Origin of the sequence: Streptomyces sp. NBC_00525 (genome assembly GCF_036346595.1) — a bacterium.
GTDB lineage: Bacteria > Actinomycetota > Actinomycetes > Streptomycetales > Streptomycetaceae > Streptomyces.
The window spans coordinates 2,066,022-2,083,069 of record NZ_CP107834.1; the positions used below are offsets into that span (position 1 = coordinate 2,066,022).

A 17,048-nucleotide genomic window follows, 5' to 3' on the forward strand; every position below is an offset into this window, starting at 1 on the left:
GATCAACCCCCTTGCCACCAGGCAGGAAGAGACCGCGCGGTACGCTTCCGCCCAATGGGGACGGGCCATGAACGCCGGGCGCACTTCCCTGCACGACCTGTGAGTGAAACGCTTCGTGATCGAACGCTTCCCGCCAGGTTGCCTTGTCGACAATGAGCCGGTTGGTGAACTTGTCACGACGGCACCACGGGACGCAGTAGATTCGATCTTGGGCGTCGAAGGCCGGGGACTCGTGCACGACCGAGGGGACATGTGCAGGTGCGACAGGCCCGTAAGGACCAGGAAGACGCGAACACCGAGGGGGGCTTAGCGTCATGAGCCAGGACTCCGCCACCGCAACGGAGGCTGTACGGAAGCTGGGCGGACGACGACGCCGGGAAGTCGTCGCCGTGCTGCTGTTCAGCGGTGGCCCCATCTTCGAGAGCTCCATCCCGCTGTCGGTGTTCGGAATCGACCGCCAGGACGCGGGAGTTCCGCGCTACCGGTTGCTCGTGTGCAGCGGTGAAGAAGGGCCCCTGCGCACCACCGGTGGCCTCGAACTGACCGCGCCCTACGGGCTGGAGGCGATCAGCAGAGCCGGCACCGTCGTGGTGCCCGCCTGGCGCTCGATCACCTCGCCGCCGCCCCTGGAAGCCCTGGAGGCGCTGCGCCGCGCCCACGAGGAGGGCGCCCGCATCGTCGGGCTGTGCACCGGGGCCTTCGTACTGGCCGCCGCCGGGCTGCTGGACGGCCGCCCCGCGACCACGCACTGGATGTACGCGCCGACGCTGGCCAAGCGCTACCCGTCGGTGCACGTCGATCCGCGCGAGCTGTTCGTCGACGACGGCGACGTGCTCACCTCCGCCGGGACGGCGGCCGGCATCGACCTCTGCCTGCACATAGTCCGCTCGGACCACGGCACGGAGGCCGCCGGGGCACTGGCCCGCCGGCTCGTCGTGCCGCCCCGGCGCAGTGGCGGCCAGGAGCGCTACCTCGACAGGTCTTTACCGGAGGAAATCGGCTCCGACCCGCTCGCCGAGGTCGTCGCCTGGGCGCTGGAGCACCTCCACGAGCAGTTCGACGTGGAGACGCTCGCCGCGCGCGCCTACATGAGCCGGCGGACCTTCGACCGGAGGTTCCGCTCACTCACCGGAAGCGCGCCGCTGCAGTGGCTGATCACCCAGCGGGTGCTTCAGGCACAGCGCCTCCTGGAGACGTCGGACTACTCGGTCGACGAGGTCGCGGGCCGCTGCGGCTTCCGTTCCCCGGTCGCGCTGCGCGGGCACTTCCGCCGCCAGCTCGGCTCCTCCCCCGCCGCGTACCGGGCCGCCTACCGGGCCCGTCGTCCGCAGGGCGGGGTGCCGGAGCCGGTCGTGGTGACGGAGGTGGCGGTGCCCGCCCAGGGCTCCGCCGGGAACCGCCGGGCCGCCGTCGCGGGCCCGTCCGCCGCCGCACCCGCGGCACTGGACACGGCCCGCCCGGACCACGGCAAGGCGGCCACCGACGTATTCGCCACCGGCCGCCCGGCCCTGCCCGGACAGCGAAGCGCCCCGTAATGTAGGTCGCATGAACGACCGCATGGTGTGGATCGACTGCGAGATGACCGGGCTCTCGCTGGCGGAAGACGCACTCATCGAGGTGGCCGCCCTGGTCACCGACTCGGAGTTGAACGTGCTCGGCGAAGGGGTGGACGTCGTGATCCGCCCGCCGGACGCGGCGCTGGAGACCATGCCCGAGGTGGTGCGGCAGATGCACACCGCCTCGGGCCTTCTCGACGAGCTGGCCGGCGGCACGACGCTGGCCGACGCCGAGGAACAGGTCCTCGCCTATGTCCGCGAGCACGTGAAGGAGCCGGGCAAGGCCCCGCTGTGCGGAAACTCGGTGGGGACCGACCGCGGCTTCCTCTCCCGTGACATGCCGCTCCTGGAGGGCTACCTCCACTACCGGATCGTCGATGTCTCCTCGGTCAAGGAACTGGCCCGCCGCTGGTACCCGAGGGCGTACTTCAACAGCCCGGAGAAGAACGGCAACCACCGGGCGCTCGCGGACATCCGCGACTCCATCACCGAGCTGCGGTACTACCGCGAGGCGGTCTTCGTCCCGCAGCCCGGCCCGGACTCGGAGCAGGCGAGGGCCGTCGCGGCACGGGTCTCCGGGCCCCACGACTGAACCCCTGGTCACGGCCCTTCCGAGGGCCGTGACCCACCGCCGGGTAATGAGTGCGCGAGCACCCTCCCGGACCCTGTACACTTTTTCTCGGCCGGTCGGAAACGACCGGACGCGGTGGGTATAGCTCAGATGGTAGAGCACCTGGTTGTGGTCCAGGATGTCGCGGGTTCGAGTCCCGTTACTCACCCTGATCGTTGAAGGGCCGGTTCGCATGGGCGAACCGGCCCTTCTCTATGCTCGGACCGTCCCGCAGTAGACGAGAGGAACGTTCATGCGCGCCCGGAGTATCGGCACGGCCGCGGCGGCGGCCGTGGCGCTGGTGGCAGTCCGCGACCTGGTGCAGAAGAAGCACGCGCTGCTCAGGAACTTCCCCGTGGTCGGCCACGCCCGGTATCTGCTGGAGCGGATCGGTCCCGAGCTGCGGCAGTACGTCGTGACCTCCAACGAGGAGGAGCGCCCCTTCAGCCGCGACCAGCGCACCTGGATCTACGCCTCCGCCAAGGAGGAGAACAACTACTTCGGCTTCGGCACCGACATGGACGTGGAGCACGTCCAGGGGCACGCGTACGTGAAGCAGCGGACGTTCGCCGGACCGCTGCCCGACCTCCACGACCCGCAGGCCCCGCTGCCCTCCGCCAAGGTGCTGGGCGGCCCGCGCGGGCGCGCCAAGGCGTTCCGCCCGGCGAGCGTGGTGAACATCTCGGCGATGAGCTTCGGATCGCTGTCGGGCGCGGCCATCACCGCCCTGAACAAGGGCGCCGGTCTGGCGGGCGCCCTCCAGAACACCGGCGAGGGCGGCCTCTCCCCGTACCACCGCAACGGGGGCGACCTGATCCTCCAGATCGGAACCTCGTACTTCGGCTGCCGCGACGAGAACGGCGCCTTCAGCCTCGACAGGCTCAAGCAGGTCGTCGCGGGCGCCCCGGTCAGGGCGATCGAGATCAAGCTCTCGCAGGGCGCCAAGCCGGGGCTCGGCGGGCTGCTGCCCGCGGCGAAGGTCACCCCCGAGATCGCGGAGATCCGCGGCATCCCGGCCGGCAAGGACTGCGCGTCGCCCTCCCGGCACACCGCGTTCCACGACGTCGACTCGATGCTCGACTTCGTGGAGCTGCTCGCCGAGGAGACCGGGCTGCCCGTCGGGATCAAGAGCGCCGTGGGCGAGATGGGCTTCTGGGAGGAGCTGGCCACCCTGATGGCGCGGGGCGACCGCGGCGTCGACTTCGTGACCGTGGACGGCGGCGAGGGCGGCACCGGGGCCGCTCCGCTGATCTTCTCGGACTCGGTGTCCCTGCCCTTCCGCATGGGCTTCTCCCGCGTCTACGGCGCCTTCGCCGAGCGGGGCCTCACCGACGACATCACCTTCATCGGCTCCGGCAAGCTCGGCCTGCCCGAGAACGCCGTGGTCGCCTTCGCCCTCGGCGTCGACATGATCAACGTCGCCCGCGAGGCCATGCTCTCCATCGGCTGCATCCAGGCCCAGAAGTGCCACACCGACAAGTGCCCCACCGGCATCGCCACCCAGGACCCCTGGCTGGTGCGCGGCGTCGACGCCCCCTCCAAGGCCACCCGCGCCGCCGTCTACCTCCGCACCCTGCGCAAGGAACTCCTCAAGGTGTCCTCCGCCGTGGGCGTCGCCCACCCCGGCCTCATCACCACGGACGACATCGAGATCCTCAACGGCGACTACGAGGCGCGGGGGCTGGCGAGCGTCTACGGCTACAAGGAAGGCTGGGGCGCCCTCTCGCCGGAGGCCGCCGAGGAGATCACCGCACTGCTCGCGGCCCCGGAGGACCGCTCCTGAGCGGCGGCGCCCGCCGCGGCGACGCGTGACTCACGAGGAGTCGCGGACCACCAGTTCCGTGGGAAGCACGATCTGGGCCCGGTCCGCGTTCTCCCCGGCGATCATGTCGAGCAGCAGCCGGGTCATGGTGCGGCCCATCTCCTCGATCGGCTGGCGCACGCTGGTGAGAGCCGGGTCCATGTGACGGGCGACGGCCGAGTCGTCGAAGCCGATCAGGGCGACGTCGTCCGGGATGCGGCGGCCGGCCTCGCGCAGGACCTGGCGGGCGCCGGCGGCCATCACGTCGGAGGCGGCGAAGACCGCGTCCACGTCGGGGCGGCGGGCGAGCAGGTCGCGCATGGCCCGGGCACCGCCCTCCTCGGAGAAGTCGGCGGGGGCGACGAGCCGTTCGTCGGGCTCCAGGCCCGCGTCGCTGACGGCCTGTCGGTAGCCGTCCAGGCGGCTCTGGGAGGCGTAGACGTCGAGCCGGCCGGTGATGGTGGCGATGGTGCGCCGGCCGCGCGAGACCAGGTGCTCCACCGCGCCGCGGGCGCCCTCGAAGTTGTCCGAGTCGACCGAGGAGAGCGATTCGGCGGCGGATCTGCGGCCGTTCATGACGGCGGGCATGCCGAGCTGTTCGAGCAGATCGGGCAGCGGGTCGTCGGCGTGCACGGAGACGAGCAGTACACCGTCCACGCGGTGCGCGGTGAGGTACTGGGCGAGCCTGCGGCGTTCGCGGTCGCTGCCGACGAGGGTGAGCAGCAGCTGCATGTCCGTGTCGGCCAGGGCGGCGCCGACCCCGCGCACGATGTCGGAGAAGTACGGTTCGGCGAAGAAGCGGCTCTCGGACTCGGGGACGACGAGCGCTATGGCGTCCGTGCGGTTGCCGGCCAGCGCACGGGCCGCGCGGTTGGGCACGTAGCCCAGCTCGGCGACGGCCGCCTCGACCGCCTCCCTGGTGTGGGCGCTGACCCGCGGCGATCCGTTGATCACGCGCGAGGCCGTGCCCCGCCCCACTCCCGCCCGCGCCGCGACCTCTTCGAGCGTGGGCCGGCCCCCGCTCCGTACTCGCGATGCCGTCATGGCTGCCTCCCGTTCGCGGTCAATTTCTCACAGTCGGATAACCAAACCAAGTCCTGGCGTTGGTTCCCTTGACACTCTGAGGGACCGGTCGGCCGCTCCCCGGCTCCCCTGATGGGAGCGCTCCCACTCTACGCGCGTGGTCAAGCGGAACGCACACGCCGGGGGTGATCCGGCCTGGTCGGGGGCGGAAACGGCTGAGACCCGGCACCGGGGCCGGGTCTCAGGGGCGGTACGTACGGGGCCGTACCGGACGGGTCAGACGAGGTCCTCCTGCGGCGGCAGGGCGTGCCTGCGGATCACGTCGGCGTACCAGTGGGCGCTGTCCTTGGGGATGCGGCGCTGGCTGGCGTAGTCCACGTACACGGCGCCGAACCGCTTCGAATAGCCGTACGCCCACTCGAAGTTGTCCATCAGCGACCAGAGGAAGTAGCCGCGCACGTCGGCCCCGTCGGCGACCGCGCGCCGCACGGCGTCGAGGTGGCCGTGCAGGTAGGCGATGCGCTCGGGGTCCTGGACCCGGCCCTCGGGCGAGACGTAGTCGTCGAAGGCGGCGCCGTTCTCGGTGACCATCAGCGGGATGCCGGGGTGGTCGCGGGTGACGTCCATGAGCAGGTTGTAGAGCCCGTTGGGGTCGATGGACCAGTTCATGGCGGTGCGCTCCTTCCCCTCGGCGAGGTGGAAGGCGACGTGCTCGGAGCCGGGCCAGGGCGAGTAGTCGCTGGCGCCGTGGCCGTCGTTGCGGGTGTCGCCGGCGCCCTCGGCGGGCGTGGAGACCAGGGTGGGCGTGTAGTAGTTGATGCCCAGGACGTCGACCGGACGCGAGATCGCCTCCAGGTCGCCGTCCTGGACCAGCTTCGACCAGTCCACCAGGTGCGCGGTGTCCGCGAGCAGGTCCTCCGGGTAGGCGCCGTGCAGCATCGGGCCGGTGAAGACCCGGTTGCCGACCGCGTCGATGCGGCGCGCGGCGTCGGCGTCCTCGGGGCCGGCGGTCAGCGGGCGGACCTGGTGGAGGTTGAGGGTGACCGAGGTCTGCGCGCCAGCGGGGAGTTGAGCGCGCAGAACCTCGATCGCCCGGCCATGGGCGAGGTTGAGGTGATGGGCCGCCCGCAGGGCGGAGGACGCCTCGGTGCGGCCGGGGGCGTGCACGCCGGAGCCGTATCCGAGGAAGGCCGAGCACCACGGCTCGTTGAAGGTGGTCCAGGTGGGCACCCGGTCGCCGAGGGCGCCCGCCATGATCTGCGCGTAGTCGGCGAACCGCTCGGCGGTCGCGCGCTCCGGCCAGCCGCCGGCGTCCTCCAGCTCCTGGGGCAGGTCCCAGTGGTAGAGGGTGGCGACGGGCGTGATGCCGGCCTCCAGCAGCTCGTCGACGAGCTTGCGGTAGAAGTCCAGGCCGCGCTCGACGGCCGGGCCGCGGCCGGTGGGCTGGACGCGGGACCAGGAGACGGAGAAGCGGTACGCCTTCAGCCCCAGCTGCTTCATCAGGGCCACGTCGTCGCGGTAGCGGTGGTAGTGGTCGGCTGCGATGTCGCCGGTGTCGCCGTTGCGGACCTTGCCGGGGGTGCGGCTGAAGGTGTCCCAGATGGAGGGCGTGCGCCCGTCCTCGGCGGCGGCACCCTCGACCTGGTAGGCGGCGGTGGCCGCTCCCCAGAGGAAGCCCGTCGGGAACCGGGTGGGTTCGTCGGGGGCCGGCTTCGGGGCGATGTCGGGTCGTACTGCAGTCATGCGGGAGCGCTCCCAAGGATGTGACGGACAGGGGCGTGACGGGGTGGGGCTCGGGACCCGTACGGCCGGCGGGGCGGGCGGGGGCCGTACGGGGTCCACTGCGGGGGAGGCGGCAGACCGGGCGTCAGCCCTTGACGGCGCCGGACATGATGCCGCCGACGATCTGCTTGCCGAAGATCACGAACACCACGAGCAGCGGCAGGGTGCTGATGAGCGCGCCGGCCATCACGATGCTCGTGTCGGGCGTGTAGGAGGCGCTCAGCTGGCCGAGGGCCACCTGGAGCGTCGGGTTCTGCTGGTTCAGGGCGAGGTAGGGCCAGAAGAAGTCGTTCCACGCCTGGACGAAGGTGAGCATGCCGAGCACCATCATCGCGGGGCGCGCCACCGGCAGCACCACGCTCAGCACGATGCGGAAGTTGTTCGCGCCGTCGATCTTGGCGGCCTCGATCAGCTCGTACGGCAGCGCCTCCATGAGGTACTGGCGCATGAAGAACACACCGAAGGCGCTGACCAGGGTCGGGAAGATCACCGACTGGAGGTTCCCGCCCCAGCCGAGGTCGGCCATCATCATGAACAGCGGGACGACGCTGAGCTGCGGCGGGATCGTCAGGGTGAGGATGACGCCGGTCATCAGGGTGTTGCGGCCGCGGAAGCGCATCTTGGCGAAGGCGTAGCCGGCCAGGGTGCAGAAGAAGAGCGTCGCCGCGGTGATGCAGCCGGACACGATCACGCTGTTGACGATCGCCTTGCCCAGGTGGGCCTGGTTCCAGGCGGCGTCGAGGTTGTGGAAGAGGCGGTCGCCCGGCAGGAACGGCGGGGTGCTGGCCAGTACCTCGTCCTGGGTGTGGGACGCGGCCACGAGGGTCCAGTACAGCGGCAGCAGCGAGCCGATGCCGACGACGGCCAGGGCGATGTAGGCGAACGGGCCGCCGTTCAGCTGCTGGCCTGCGCCGGGCTTGAAGCGGCTGGCGCGCTTGGGCGCGCGGTGGGCGGAACGCGCCGCGAGGCCGGGTTCCGAGACTTTGGCGGGGCTGGTCATGGTCATGGATATCGCTCCCCGTCAGACCGCGGATTTGCGTACGTAGCGGCCGATGAGCCAGTTGACCGCGGCGATGAGCAGCAGGAGGGCGAGCATCGCCCAGGCCACTGCGGCGGCCGGACCGAGATGTCCGAGGTTCCAGCCGTAGTTGTAGAGGTAAACGCTGAGCGTCTCGTACTGATTCTCGTTGCCGCCGGTCGCGCCGAGGGTGCCGCCCTCCAGCAGCAGCGGTTCACCGAACAGCTGCATCGAGCCGATGGTCGAGATGACGATCGTGAAGAGGATCGTGGGCCGCAGCGAGGGGATGGTCACCTTGCGGAACTGCTGCCAGCGCGAGGCGCCGTCGAGCGAGGCCGCCTCGTACAGGTCGGACGGCACGGCCTGCATGGCGGCCAGGTAGATCAGGGTGTTGTAGCCGGTCCAGCGCCAGATCACGATGACCGAGATGGCGATCTTGGACGTCCAGTGGCCGTTGGCCCAGTTGGTGTCGCCCAGGCCGATGAAGTGCAGCGCCCAGTTCAGCAGGCCGCCGTCGGCGCGGAAGACCAGCGCGAAGACGAGGGCCGCGGAGGCCACGGAGGTGGCGTACGGGGTGAGGATCACCGTGCGCCAGAAGGTGCTGGCGCGCAGCTTGTAGTTGAGCAGGTGTGCGAGGCCCAGCGCGACGAGCAGCTGCGGGACCGTCGACATCACACCGATCACGAAGGTGTTGCTGACGGCCGTCCAGAACTCGGAGTCGTGCAGGATCTTGTCGAAGTTCTCCCAGCCCACCCACTCCATCTGGTTCATGCCGGTCATCTCGACCCGGTGCAGGGCGATCCATCCGGTGTAGATCAGCGGATAGAGCCCGAAGGCGCCGAAGACGAGGAAGAACGGTGCGATGTAGGCGTACGGCGACGCCTTGTCGTCGAACCGCCAGAGCCGGCTGCGCCAGTTCTGCCGGCGGGGCGCCGGTTTGCGCTGGGAGCCGCGGGGTGGCGGCGCGTATGCGTCCCGGGTGGGAGTCGAGGTGGCCACGAGCGGGAGTCCTTCCCTGGAGTGCTTGAGTTACCCGGCTGCGGGGCGAGGGCGACGGTGTTCGCGGTGGGCTTCCACGGGGCGGCCGGAGCCGTCCGGTCGCCCCGTGCAGGCCCGCCGCGACACGCAGGTGCGGGCGGCCCGGAGGCCGCCCGCGCCGGGCGCGTCCGGCGGATCAGACCGGACGCGCCCCGGCGAACGTCAGCCGATCACCTTGTCGATCGCCTTGGTCGCCGCCTCCCAGGCGTCGTCCGGGGCGGTGCCGCGCTGCTCCATGTTGTTGATCTGCGTGGAGATGGTGTCCTTGATCGCGGCGTCCTTCGGGCCGAGGATCGCCTCGGGGATGGACTTGGCCTCATCGGCGTAGATCTGGCCGATGGGGGCGTCGTTGAAGTACGGCAGGGTCGCGTTCTTCACGTCCGGCAGGTCGTAGGCGCCCTTGTTGGACGGGAAGGAGCCGATCGCCTTGAAGACGGCGGCCTGCTGCTCGGGGGCGGTCAGCCACTTGACGAGCTTGGTGGCCTCCTCGACGTGCTTGCCCGACTTCGGGACGCCGAGGAAGGAGCCGCCCCAGTTGGCGGCGGTCGCACCGGGGGCGGTGGTGATGTCCCACTTGCCCTTGTTCGCGTCACCGGCGTTCACGGAGATCTGGCCGGCCATCCAGGCGGGGCAGACCACGGTGGCCATGGTGCTCTTGCGCAGCGCGGCCTTCCACGGGTCGCTGAACTGGGCGAGGCCCTGGGTCAGCTTCTTGTCCGCGGCCTCGGCGGCCAGGTTCCAGCCCTGCTGCACGCTGGGGCTGTCCTTGTAGATCGGCTTGCCGCTCTCGTCGTAGTACTGCTTCGCGTTGGAGCTGACCACGGCGTTGAACATGGCGCTGGCGGAGTCCATGAAGTAGGTGCCCTTGGGGGCCTTCTTCTTGTACTCCTCGCCGAGCTTGAGGTAGTCCTCCCAGCCGCCGGAGATCTTGGCCGCGACCTCCTTGCGGTCGGTCGGCAGGCCGGCCTTCTTGAACAGCTCGGTGTTGTAGCAGAGGGACATCGGGCCGATGTCGGTACCCGCGCCGATCACCTTGCCGTCCGGCGTGGTGGCCTGCTTCTCCTTCCACGACACGAACTCGTTGACGTCGATGACCTTGCTCAGGTCGGCGAACTGGTCCGCCTTGGTGTCGACGAGCTCCTTGATGCGGCCGACCTCGAGACCCTGGACGTCGGCGAGACCGCTGCCCGAGTTCAGCTGCTGGAGCAGCTTGGGGTAGTAGACCTTCTCATCGGCGGTGGTGTCTTCCTTCACCGTGATGTTCGGGTGCAGCTCGTGGTACTTCTCGAAGAGGCCGGCTTCCTTGTAGCCGAACTGGCCGAAGTCGGCGACGGTCAGCGTGATCTTCCCGTTCGCGTCGGACGACTCGTTCGAGTCGGAGTCGTCACTGCTGCAGCCGGTCAGCAGCAGCGCCGAAGCGGTCAGGCCCGTGGTGGCCAGAACCGCGACTCTGCGGCTCCGACCGGCGACGGTGCGGGTGATACGCATTCCACTACTCCTTGTTCCAGGGTGGGACTGGCTCACTGCGTGGCATACGCGCTGGTGAGTGCGGGTGCCGGATGGGTTTGGGGGGAGAACACGGGTAGTGCCGTTTCACGCGAGAAACCTCGTGCGATGTGGGAGCGCTCCCATGCGTCGATGTCGGAAGATTGCTGCCTGCGGGGGGTGGGTGTCAAGAGTTGAAGACGCTTCCGTTGCGCGAGCGTGTCCTGCAAGTCACGAGACCGTGTCCGCCCGAAGGCTTGCCAAAGCGGGGCGCCACACTGCGGCCCGGCCGTCGATTCCGAATTCCCGCAGGTCGGGGCGGGGTTGACAAACGATCTTGTTCGAGCACCCCGGAAAAACCGGCCCCGGCGCCCGTTTCCCGGCATCCCCCGGAAACCGTCCTCCGCTCCCCCGCCGCCCCCGGAAACGCCCGCCGGGAAGTGAACGGGACACCACCGGGAGGAGGCGCGGATACGGACTCACGCGTTCTTTGCCCGAACCCGGAACCGGGCGGCGGGTGGCGCAGGCCCCATCCGGCCGGACGACCGGGACCGCGTCGCGGTGATCCCGCGCGAGATGCCCGGACGGCTGACTGCCGTCCGCGAAGGCGGCAGCGGTGCGTGAGGAGCGCCGGCCCCCGGACGGGCGGCGAGGAGCGCGGGGCGGGACGCCTCGGGCGTGGCGCCGCGGTGGCGGCGGTGCTGTCGGCGGTGAACCGGGCCAGGCCCTGAGAAGAGGGGGCGCGCACCCCGGCCGGGGTGGGGGGGATGGGGCCGGCCGGGATGCACGGGCGGGGGAGGTTGGTCCTGTGTGCGGGCGGGCAGCTGCTGGGCGATCGTGCTGCGGGGGTGTCATCGGTCCAGCCGCTGGCAGCACGCTAGCGGCTGGGGAACGGGCGATCGGGGCGAACCGGACCCGCTCCGGCATTCTTAGGGTGGGCTTAAGGAACGCATCGGCCGCGCTAAAGGTTGGCCCGCCCCGCGCCCCGCGTCCGGCGCCGCTGGCGCCCCACCCGGGGGCCCCGTCCGCCGTTGTCCGGGCGCTGTCCGGCGAGCCCGATCCAGACCCGGATCTCCGCGCCGCCGAGCACGGAGCGGCCGATGCGCACCTCGCCCCCGGTGGATTCGGCGACCCGGCGGACGATGTCGAGCCCGAGCCCGGTCGAGCCCACCGCCTCCCGTGCCTTGCCGCGCTCCAGGGCCGCCTTCGGGTCGGCGATCCCGCCGCCGGCGTCCGAGACGAGCACGATCACCGCCTCCCCGCTGTGGTGCACGTCGACGGCGAAGGCGGTGCCCTCCGGGGTGTGCCGGAAGACGTTGCCGAGCAGCGCGTCGAGCGCGGCCGCCAGTTCGGGGCGGGCGACCGGGATGCGTGCCGCGCGGTCCACCCCGGCCAGGCGCACCTCGCGGCCCTCGTCCTCGGCCAGGGCGGACCAGAAGGCCATGCGTTCGCGGATCACCTCGGAGGCGTCGCAGCCGGCGGCGGGCCCGCCCGGCTGGGTCTGCGGGCGCTGCTCGCGGGCGGTCCGGATGATGGTGTCCACCTCCCGCTCCAGCTGTTCGACGGCCGCGCGGGTCTGTTCGGCCGCCGGGCTCTCGCCGAGGGACGCGGCGTTCAGCCGCAGGACGGTGAGCGGGGTGCGCAGCCGGTGCGAGAGGTCGGCGGCCAGTTCGCGCTCGTTGGCCAGGAGCTGGATGACCTGGTCGGCCATGGAGTTGAACGCCACGGCGGCGGAGCGCAGTTCGTCCGGGCCCTCCTCGGGGACGCGGGTGCCGAGCCGTCCCTCCCCCAGGTCGTGGGCGGCGCCGGCGAGGCGGCGGGCGGGCTCGACCATGCGGACGCCGAGGCGGTCGGCGACGGCGACCGATCCGACGACGAGTGCGACGCCGACGCCCGCCAGGATCAGCCAGGCGGTGGTGACCCCGTAGGACACCTCGGCGTCGGGGACGAAGACCTCGACGACCGCGATGCCGCTGGGGCCCACGGCGGTCGGCTGGAGCAGCACGGAGCCGCCGGTGACCTCGGTGATGGTGGCGCGCCCGGAGGTGCGTACGGTCTCCAGGTCCTGCGGGGTGGCGCGGGTGCGGCCGATGTCCGCGGCGAAGCCCTCCCGTTCGCCGGTGGCCGGGATGTGGAGGGTCATCCGGCCGGCGGCGCCGGGTTCGGTGGTCAGGACGGCCTTCTCCAGCTGGGTGCGGTCGGTGGTGATGGAGAGGGTGGGCGCGATGGTCGCGGCCTGGCGTTCGGCGTCGGAGAAGGCGCGGTCGCGGGCCATCTCCTTGACGACGAGCCCGAGGGGCACGGCGAAGGCGACCACGACCATGGTGGTGACGGCCAGGCAGACCTTGACCAGTGCCCATCTCATTCCGGGTGCTCCGGCTGCTCCGGGGCCGGGGGCTGGAGCTTCACGCCGACGCCGCGCAGGGTGTGCAGATAGCGGGGCCGGGCGGCGGTCTCACCGAGCTTGCGCCGGAGCCAGGACAGATGCACGTCGATGGTCTGGTCGTCGCCGTAGGACTGCTGCCAGACCTCGGCGAGGAGTTCCCTGCGGGGGACGACGACGCCGGGCCGGCCGGCCAGGAAGGTCAGCAGGTCGAACTCGCGGCGGGTGAGGTCGAGCGCGGTGCCGTCGAGTTCGGCCTGCCGGCGCAGCGGGTCTATGGCGAGCCCGCCGACCCGGATGACGCGGGAGGGCGGGGCCTCGCCGGCGGCGGTCCGGGCCCGGCGGAGCACGGCGGCCATCCGGGCCGACAAGTGCTCCACGGAGAACGGTTTGGTGAGGTAGTCGTCGGCTCCGTCGTTGAGCAGCCGGACGATCTCGCTCTCGTCGTCGCGCGCGGTCGCGATGATGACGGGGACGTCGGTGATGCCGCGCAGCATCTTCAGGGCCTCGGCGCCGTCGAGATCGGGCAGCCCGAGGTCGAGGATGACCACGTCGAAACGGAAGTGGGCGACCTCGCGCAGCGCTTCCAGGGCGGTGCCCACGCTGCGTACGGTGTGGGCGGCCTCGGTCAGGTGCCGGATCAGCGCGGAACGTACGAACTGGTCGTCCTCGACCACGAGCACACTGGGCATGGGCGGCACCGTACGCCATCCGACCTGGACCGGGGTGGCATGCTCCCCGGGTTTGTGGTGCAGGATATTGAAGATGCAACGAGGTCTGGTACACGCGCTGGCGTGGTCGCTCGCCACCGGCGGGGCGGTCACGGTGTCGTGGTGGGGTGTGCACGCGGTGCTGGCGGGCACGGTGTACGACCCGCCGCGCGCGGTGGCGGTCTCCGCGCCGACGGCGGAGAACCTGACGTCGTCGACGCACCGCCCGCCCTCCTCGGCCCCGGCCGATCCGTCGCCCCGGACCACCTCCGCCGAGCCGTCCGTCCCGCCGTCCCGTACGCCGTCGCCCTCGCGCACCCCGGCCCCGAACACCCCGCGTCCGGCGTCGATGGCCGCCGCCGCCTCCGCGTCCGGGGAGGCGCGCAGCTACACGACGAAGGGCGGCCGGGTCGTCTTCGAGCTGGGTCCGGACTCGGCGGAGCTGGTGTCGGCGACCCCGCGGCCGGACTGGTCGATGCAGGTGTGGTCCAACTCGACCTGGATTCGGGTCAACTTCGCGCGGGACGACGGGACGACGGTCTCGATCTTCTGCACCTGGAACGATCACGCGCCGCAGGTGGACATCGTCAACTCCTGAGCCGGCTCAGCGGAAGGCGTCCGGGGGCGGCGGGGGCGAGGGGCGGGCGTCCGCGTCGTGGACGGGGGCCGCGCCGCCGGTGAAGTCCGCCAGGGCGCGGCCGTGTTCGACGCGTCCGGGGTGCGGGTCGGTGGCGACCCGGCGGGTGAAGCGCGCGATCTCCGGCGCGGTGTCCGAGGCGACCAGCACGGCGTTGCCGAAGCGGCGGCCCCGCCACACGGTGGGGTCGGCGGCGAGGGCGAGGTGGGGGAAGACGGTGGCGGCGGTGGCGATCTGGCCGCGCAGATGGGCCAGCGGCGGCCCGTCCGCGAGGTTGGCGAGGTAGCTCCCGCCGGGTTTCAGGACGCGGCGCACCTCGGCGAGGAACTCGGTGGTGGTGAGGTGGGCGGGGGTGCGGGCGCCGCTGAAGACGTCCGCGATGACGAGGTCGGCCCAGGCGTCCTGGATCTTGCCGAGGCCCGCGCGGGCGTCGGTGGACCTGACCCTGATCCTGGCCTGCGGGTCCAGCGGCAGTTCGCGGCGCACCAGCCGCACGAGGGCGGCGTCGGCCTCGATGACCTGCTGGGTGGACCGGGGGCGGGTGGCGGCGGTGTAGCGGGCCAGGGTGAAGGCGCCGCCGCCCAGGTGCACCACGTGCAGCGGCTGCCCGGCGGGCGCGGCGAGGTCGATGAGGTGGCCGATGCGGCGCTGGTACTCGAAGGAGAGATGGGCCGGGTCGTCGAGGTCCACGTGGGACTGCGGGGCCCCGTCGATGGTCAGTGTCCAGGCGCGGCGACGCTCCCGGTCGGGCACGAGTTCGGCCAGGCCGCCGTCCACGGGCTCGGAGATCCCGGCCGCCGCGCCGGCCCCGCGGCCGGCGCGCTGCCTGCCGCCGGCGCGCTCCTTGCGGTCGCCGCCGGCCGCTCCTCGACGTGCCACTGCCTCTCGCCCCTGCCCACTGCCGATCGTGTCCGGTACGGGCCGCTCCGGGCGGCCCGCCGTCCATTATCGGTGCGGCCGGAACGGTTCGGCTCAGCGGCAGCTGTCGGCGGCCTCGATGAGCCGGGCGGCCTGGTCGAGCGCGGCGCGCAGCACGGCCGGATCGGTGACCGGGGTGCCCGCGGCGGGCGGCAGCAGCCAGCCGCTGCCGGAGACCGGGGGCTCGGCGGGGATGCGCAGCCCCCGGCCGTCGGTCCGCGTACAGGCGCTGCCCGGTACGTCCCAGCCCTGGGCGGTGCCCGGTGGCACCAGGAAGCCGAGGGTGTCGCAGGTGCCGTCGTGGATGACGGGGCCCACGGCCGGACGGTCCGCGCCCCGGCGCAGGATGTCCACGGCCTCCAGGCCCTGCCGGGCGGGCACGGTCACCAGATCGCAGGGTTCGTCGGCGGACGCCGAACCTCCGGTCGCCATGTCGATACGCAACAAGGGACTCTCCTCTCATCGCCGGGCGGAGTCGCACTCCGTCTCCGCAGGGACCAACGGCCCGACCACGTCAAGGGCTACGGTGCGACACCGCCGCAAAGGGTGGCAGTTCATGGCAGATCGCGACCGAGATGCCCGGTTCGCCCGGAAACCCTGCGTGTGCACGTCGTCACAGCGGGTACGTTCTTGCTCCGCCGGGACACCGGAAACTTCGCCCGGCTCGCACCGAGAGGGTCACGCCATGGTGTCGGCAGGGGCAGTTCCCAACCTCGCCTTCCGGCGGCTGCGCGGACCGCGCTCCGCCGGTGAGTTCGCTGCCGCCGTACGCAGGGCCGCCCGCGAGATCGGCGAGCAGGTCGCCTGCGACGCCCGGTACATCGGACGCGTGGAGTCCGGCGAGATCCGCTGTCCCAACTACGCGTACGAGCGGGTCTTCCGGCACATGTTCCCCGGCACGACCCTGGAGGACCTGGGCTTCTCGCCCCGTGCCTCCGTACGCGGGCGGGCGGCCGGGCCCGCGCCGGACACCCCCACGCACCCCCCGACCGCTCCGCCGCCCGCGCCCGGCAGCGACACCGACGAGGAGAGCGACGTGCTGCGTCGCGTATTCATGACGAGCGGCACCACCACGGTGGCGGCCGCTTCCCTGGGGCTGGGCCTCGGCGGCCCGGCCGCCTCCCTGCCCCTGCAACGCCGGGTCGGCGAGACGGAGGTGAGCGCCGTCGAACGGGCGGTGCGGCAGATCCGGCTGCTGGACGACCGGCACGGCGGCGACCGGCTCTACCGGCGGGCCGCGCAGCCCCTGCGGGCGGCGTACGCGCTGCTCGACGCCGGCACCGCGCAGCGCCGCTCCATGGTGGACCGGCTGCACTCCGGCGCGGGCGAACTGGCCCTGTCGGTGGGGTGGCTGGCCCATGACTCGGGCCGCTTCGAGGACGCCCGCTCGCACTACGCGGAGGCGCTGGCCACCGCCCGCGTCGCCGGGGACCCGGCCCTGGAGGCGCACGCCTTCTGCAACACGTCCTTCCTGGCCCGCGACACCGGGCGCCCGCGCGAGGCGGTGCGGGCGGCGGAGGCCGGGCTGCGGGCCGCCGAGCCGCTGGGCTCGCCCCGGCTGCGGGCGCTGCTGGCGCTGCGCGAGGCGGGCGGCCGGGCGGGGCTCGGGGACCGTACCGGCTGCGAGCGGGCGCTCGGGCAGGCGCACACCGCGTTCGCGCGGGGTGCGTCGGGGGCGGACCCGGAGTGGATGAGCTTCTTCCGGGAGGCGGAGCTGGAGATGCTGGAGGCCCAGTGCTGGGCGGCGCTGGGCGACTGGTCGCGCGCCGCGCGGCACGCCGGGCGGGCGGTGCGGCTCCAGGACCCGCACTTCACCCGGAACCTCGCGCTGTACCGCGCGGAGCTGACCGTGGACCTGGCGCGGGCGGGCCGGGCGGAGGAGGCGGCGGCCTCCGGCCACGAGGTGCTGGACCTGCTGAACCGGGTGCAGTCCTCGCGGATCAGGGCCATGCTGCGGGACGCGGCGGCCGCCCTGGAGCCCCGGTCCGGGGTGTCCGGGCCGGTCCGGGCGTTCCTGGACCGCCACCGGGCGGGCCGGGCCGGCGTCTGAGAATGGCGCGGGAGCGGGCGGCGCCGGACCGGGCCCG

14 protein-coding genes and 1 tRNA gene are annotated in these 17,048 nt (G+C 72.1%); 6 read left to right on the forward strand and 9 right to left on the reverse strand.

Going from position 1 to position 17,048, the window contains the following annotated elements:
• Positions 1-314 precede the first annotated feature (314 nt).
• The 4 genes from OG710_RS09110 to OG710_RS09125 all read left to right on the forward strand — a co-directional run bounded on the left by OG710_RS09110 (position 315) and on the right by OG710_RS09125 (position 3,949).
• The gene (locus OG710_RS09110; protein ID WP_330238866.1) at positions 315-1,535 is read left to right on the forward strand and encodes a helix-turn-helix domain-containing protein; all 1,221 of its coding nucleotides are present in this window, start codon (positions 315-317) and stop codon (positions 1,533-1,535) included.
• Positions 1,536-1,545: 10 nt separating this feature from the next.
• Positions 1,546-2,148: an oligoribonuclease gene (gene orn, locus OG710_RS09115; protein ID WP_330238867.1), complete on the forward strand. Its 603-nt coding sequence runs from the start codon at positions 1,546-1,548 to the stop codon at positions 2,146-2,148.
• A 114-nt stretch (positions 2,149-2,262) separates the two neighbouring features.
• A tRNA-His gene (locus OG710_RS09120) sits at positions 2,263-2,335 on the forward strand.
• An 84-nt stretch (positions 2,336-2,419) separates the two neighbouring features.
• Entirely contained in the window at positions 2,420-3,949 is a 1,530-nt protein-coding gene (locus OG710_RS09125; protein WP_330238868.1) for an FMN-binding glutamate synthase family protein, read from the forward strand.
• A gap of 30 nt (positions 3,950-3,979) precedes the next feature.
• On the opposite strand, the gene OG710_RS09130 is transcribed toward OG710_RS09125, so the two are convergent.
• The 7 genes from OG710_RS09130 to OG710_RS09160 form a co-directional block, all read right to left on the reverse strand.
• Positions 3,980-5,011 carry a LacI family DNA-binding transcriptional regulator gene (locus OG710_RS09130; protein ID WP_330238869.1) on the reverse strand — a complete coding sequence of 344 codons (1,032 nt, stop codon included), beginning with the start codon at positions 5,009-5,011 and terminating at the stop codon, positions 3,980-3,982.
• A 255-nt stretch (positions 5,012-5,266) separates the two neighbouring features.
• Positions 5,267-6,733: a GH1 family beta-glucosidase gene (locus tag OG710_RS09135; protein ID WP_330238870.1), complete on the reverse strand. Its 1,467-nt coding sequence runs from the start codon at positions 6,731-6,733 to the stop codon at positions 5,267-5,269.
• Between the two features lie 124 nt (positions 6,734-6,857).
• Positions 6,858-7,778, reverse strand: coding sequence for a carbohydrate ABC transporter permease (locus OG710_RS09140; RefSeq protein WP_330238871.1), 921 nt, complete (start codon positions 7,776-7,778; stop codon positions 6,858-6,860).
• 15 nt (positions 7,779-7,793) lie between these two features.
• Positions 7,794-8,789 carry a carbohydrate ABC transporter permease gene (locus tag OG710_RS09145; RefSeq protein WP_111331335.1) on the reverse strand — a complete coding sequence of 332 codons (996 nt, stop codon included), beginning with the start codon at positions 8,787-8,789 and terminating at the stop codon, positions 7,794-7,796.
• A 201-nt stretch (positions 8,790-8,990) separates the two neighbouring features.
• The gene (locus tag OG710_RS09150; protein ID WP_330238872.1) at positions 8,991-10,316 is read right to left on the reverse strand and encodes an ABC transporter substrate-binding protein; all 1,326 of its coding nucleotides are present in this window, start codon (positions 10,314-10,316) and stop codon (positions 8,991-8,993) included.
• A 958-nt stretch (positions 10,317-11,274) separates the two neighbouring features.
• A complete protein-coding gene (locus tag OG710_RS09155) occupies positions 11,275-12,678 on the reverse strand; it encodes a HAMP domain-containing sensor histidine kinase (RefSeq protein WP_330238873.1) in 1,404 nt (467 codons plus the stop codon).
• Positions 12,675-13,388 (reverse strand): response regulator transcription factor, encoded by a 714-nt coding sequence (locus OG710_RS09160; RefSeq protein ID WP_330238874.1) that lies wholly within the window; start codon positions 13,386-13,388, stop codon positions 12,675-12,677. The genes OG710_RS09155 and OG710_RS09160 overlap by 4 nt, the downstream gene beginning before the upstream one ends.
• A gap of 73 nt (positions 13,389-13,461) precedes the next feature.
• Here OG710_RS09160 and OG710_RS09165 point away from each other — a divergent pair, with 73 nt between their 5' ends.
• Positions 13,462-14,004, forward strand: coding sequence for a hypothetical protein (locus OG710_RS09165; protein WP_330238875.1), 543 nt, complete (start codon positions 13,462-13,464; stop codon positions 14,002-14,004).
• Positions 14,005-14,010: 6 nt separating this feature from the next.
• Here the strand turns inward: OG710_RS09165 and OG710_RS09170 are convergent, their stop codons facing one another.
• A complete protein-coding gene (locus OG710_RS09170; RefSeq protein WP_330238876.1) occupies positions 14,011-14,922 on the reverse strand; it encodes a spermidine synthase in 912 nt (303 codons plus the stop codon).
• A gap of 93 nt (positions 14,923-15,015) precedes the next feature.
• Entirely contained in the window at positions 15,016-15,393 is a 378-nt protein-coding gene (locus OG710_RS09175) for a hypothetical protein (protein WP_199563930.1), read from the reverse strand.
• Positions 15,394-15,646: 253 nt separating this feature from the next.
• On the opposite strand from OG710_RS09175, the gene OG710_RS09180 reads away from it, so the two are divergent.
• Positions 15,647-17,011, forward strand: a complete 1,365-nt coding sequence (locus tag OG710_RS09180; protein ID WP_330238877.1) for a tetratricopeptide repeat protein — start codon at positions 15,647-15,649, stop codon at positions 17,009-17,011.
• Positions 17,012-17,048: the final 37 nt, after the last annotated feature.

Excerpts from the sequence above, each read along its gene's own strand:
- OG710_RS09110 (WP_330238866.1), top strand. The coding sequence starts at position 315 with ATGAGCCAGGACTCCGCCACCGCAACGGAGGCTGTACGGAAGCTGGGC.
- orn (WP_330238867.1), top strand. The coding sequence starts at position 1,546 with ATGAACGACCGCATGGTGTGGATCGACTGCGAGATGACCGGGCTCTCG.
- OG710_RS09125 (WP_330238868.1), top strand. The coding sequence starts at position 2,420 with ATGCGCGCCCGGAGTATCGGCACGGCCGCGGCGGCGGCCGTGGCGCTG.
- OG710_RS09130 (WP_330238869.1), bottom strand. The coding sequence starts at position 5,011 with ATGACGGCATCGCGAGTACGGAGCGGGGGCCGGCCCACGCTCGAAGAG.
- OG710_RS09135 (WP_330238870.1), bottom strand. The coding sequence starts at position 6,733 with ATGACTGCAGTACGACCCGACATCGCCCCGAAGCCGGCCCCCGACGAA.
- OG710_RS09140 (WP_330238871.1), bottom strand. The coding sequence starts at position 7,778 with ATGACCATGACCAGCCCCGCCAAAGTCTCGGAACCCGGCCTCGCGGCG.
- OG710_RS09150 (WP_330238872.1), bottom strand. The coding sequence starts at position 10,316 with ATGCGTATCACCCGCACCGTCGCCGGTCGGAGCCGCAGAGTCGCGGTT.
- OG710_RS09155 (WP_330238873.1), bottom strand. The coding sequence starts at position 12,678 with ATGAGATGGGCACTGGTCAAGGTCTGCCTGGCCGTCACCACCATGGTC.
- OG710_RS09160 (WP_330238874.1), bottom strand. The coding sequence starts at position 13,388 with ATGCCCAGTGTGCTCGTGGTCGAGGACGACCAGTTCGTACGTTCCGCG.
- OG710_RS09165 (WP_330238875.1), top strand. The coding sequence starts at position 13,462 with ATGCAACGAGGTCTGGTACACGCGCTGGCGTGGTCGCTCGCCACCGGC.
- OG710_RS09175 (WP_199563930.1), bottom strand. The coding sequence starts at position 15,393 with ATGGCGACCGGAGGTTCGGCGTCCGCCGACGAACCCTGCGATCTGGTG.
- OG710_RS09180 (WP_330238877.1), top strand. The coding sequence starts at position 15,647 with ATGGTGTCGGCAGGGGCAGTTCCCAACCTCGCCTTCCGGCGGCTGCGC.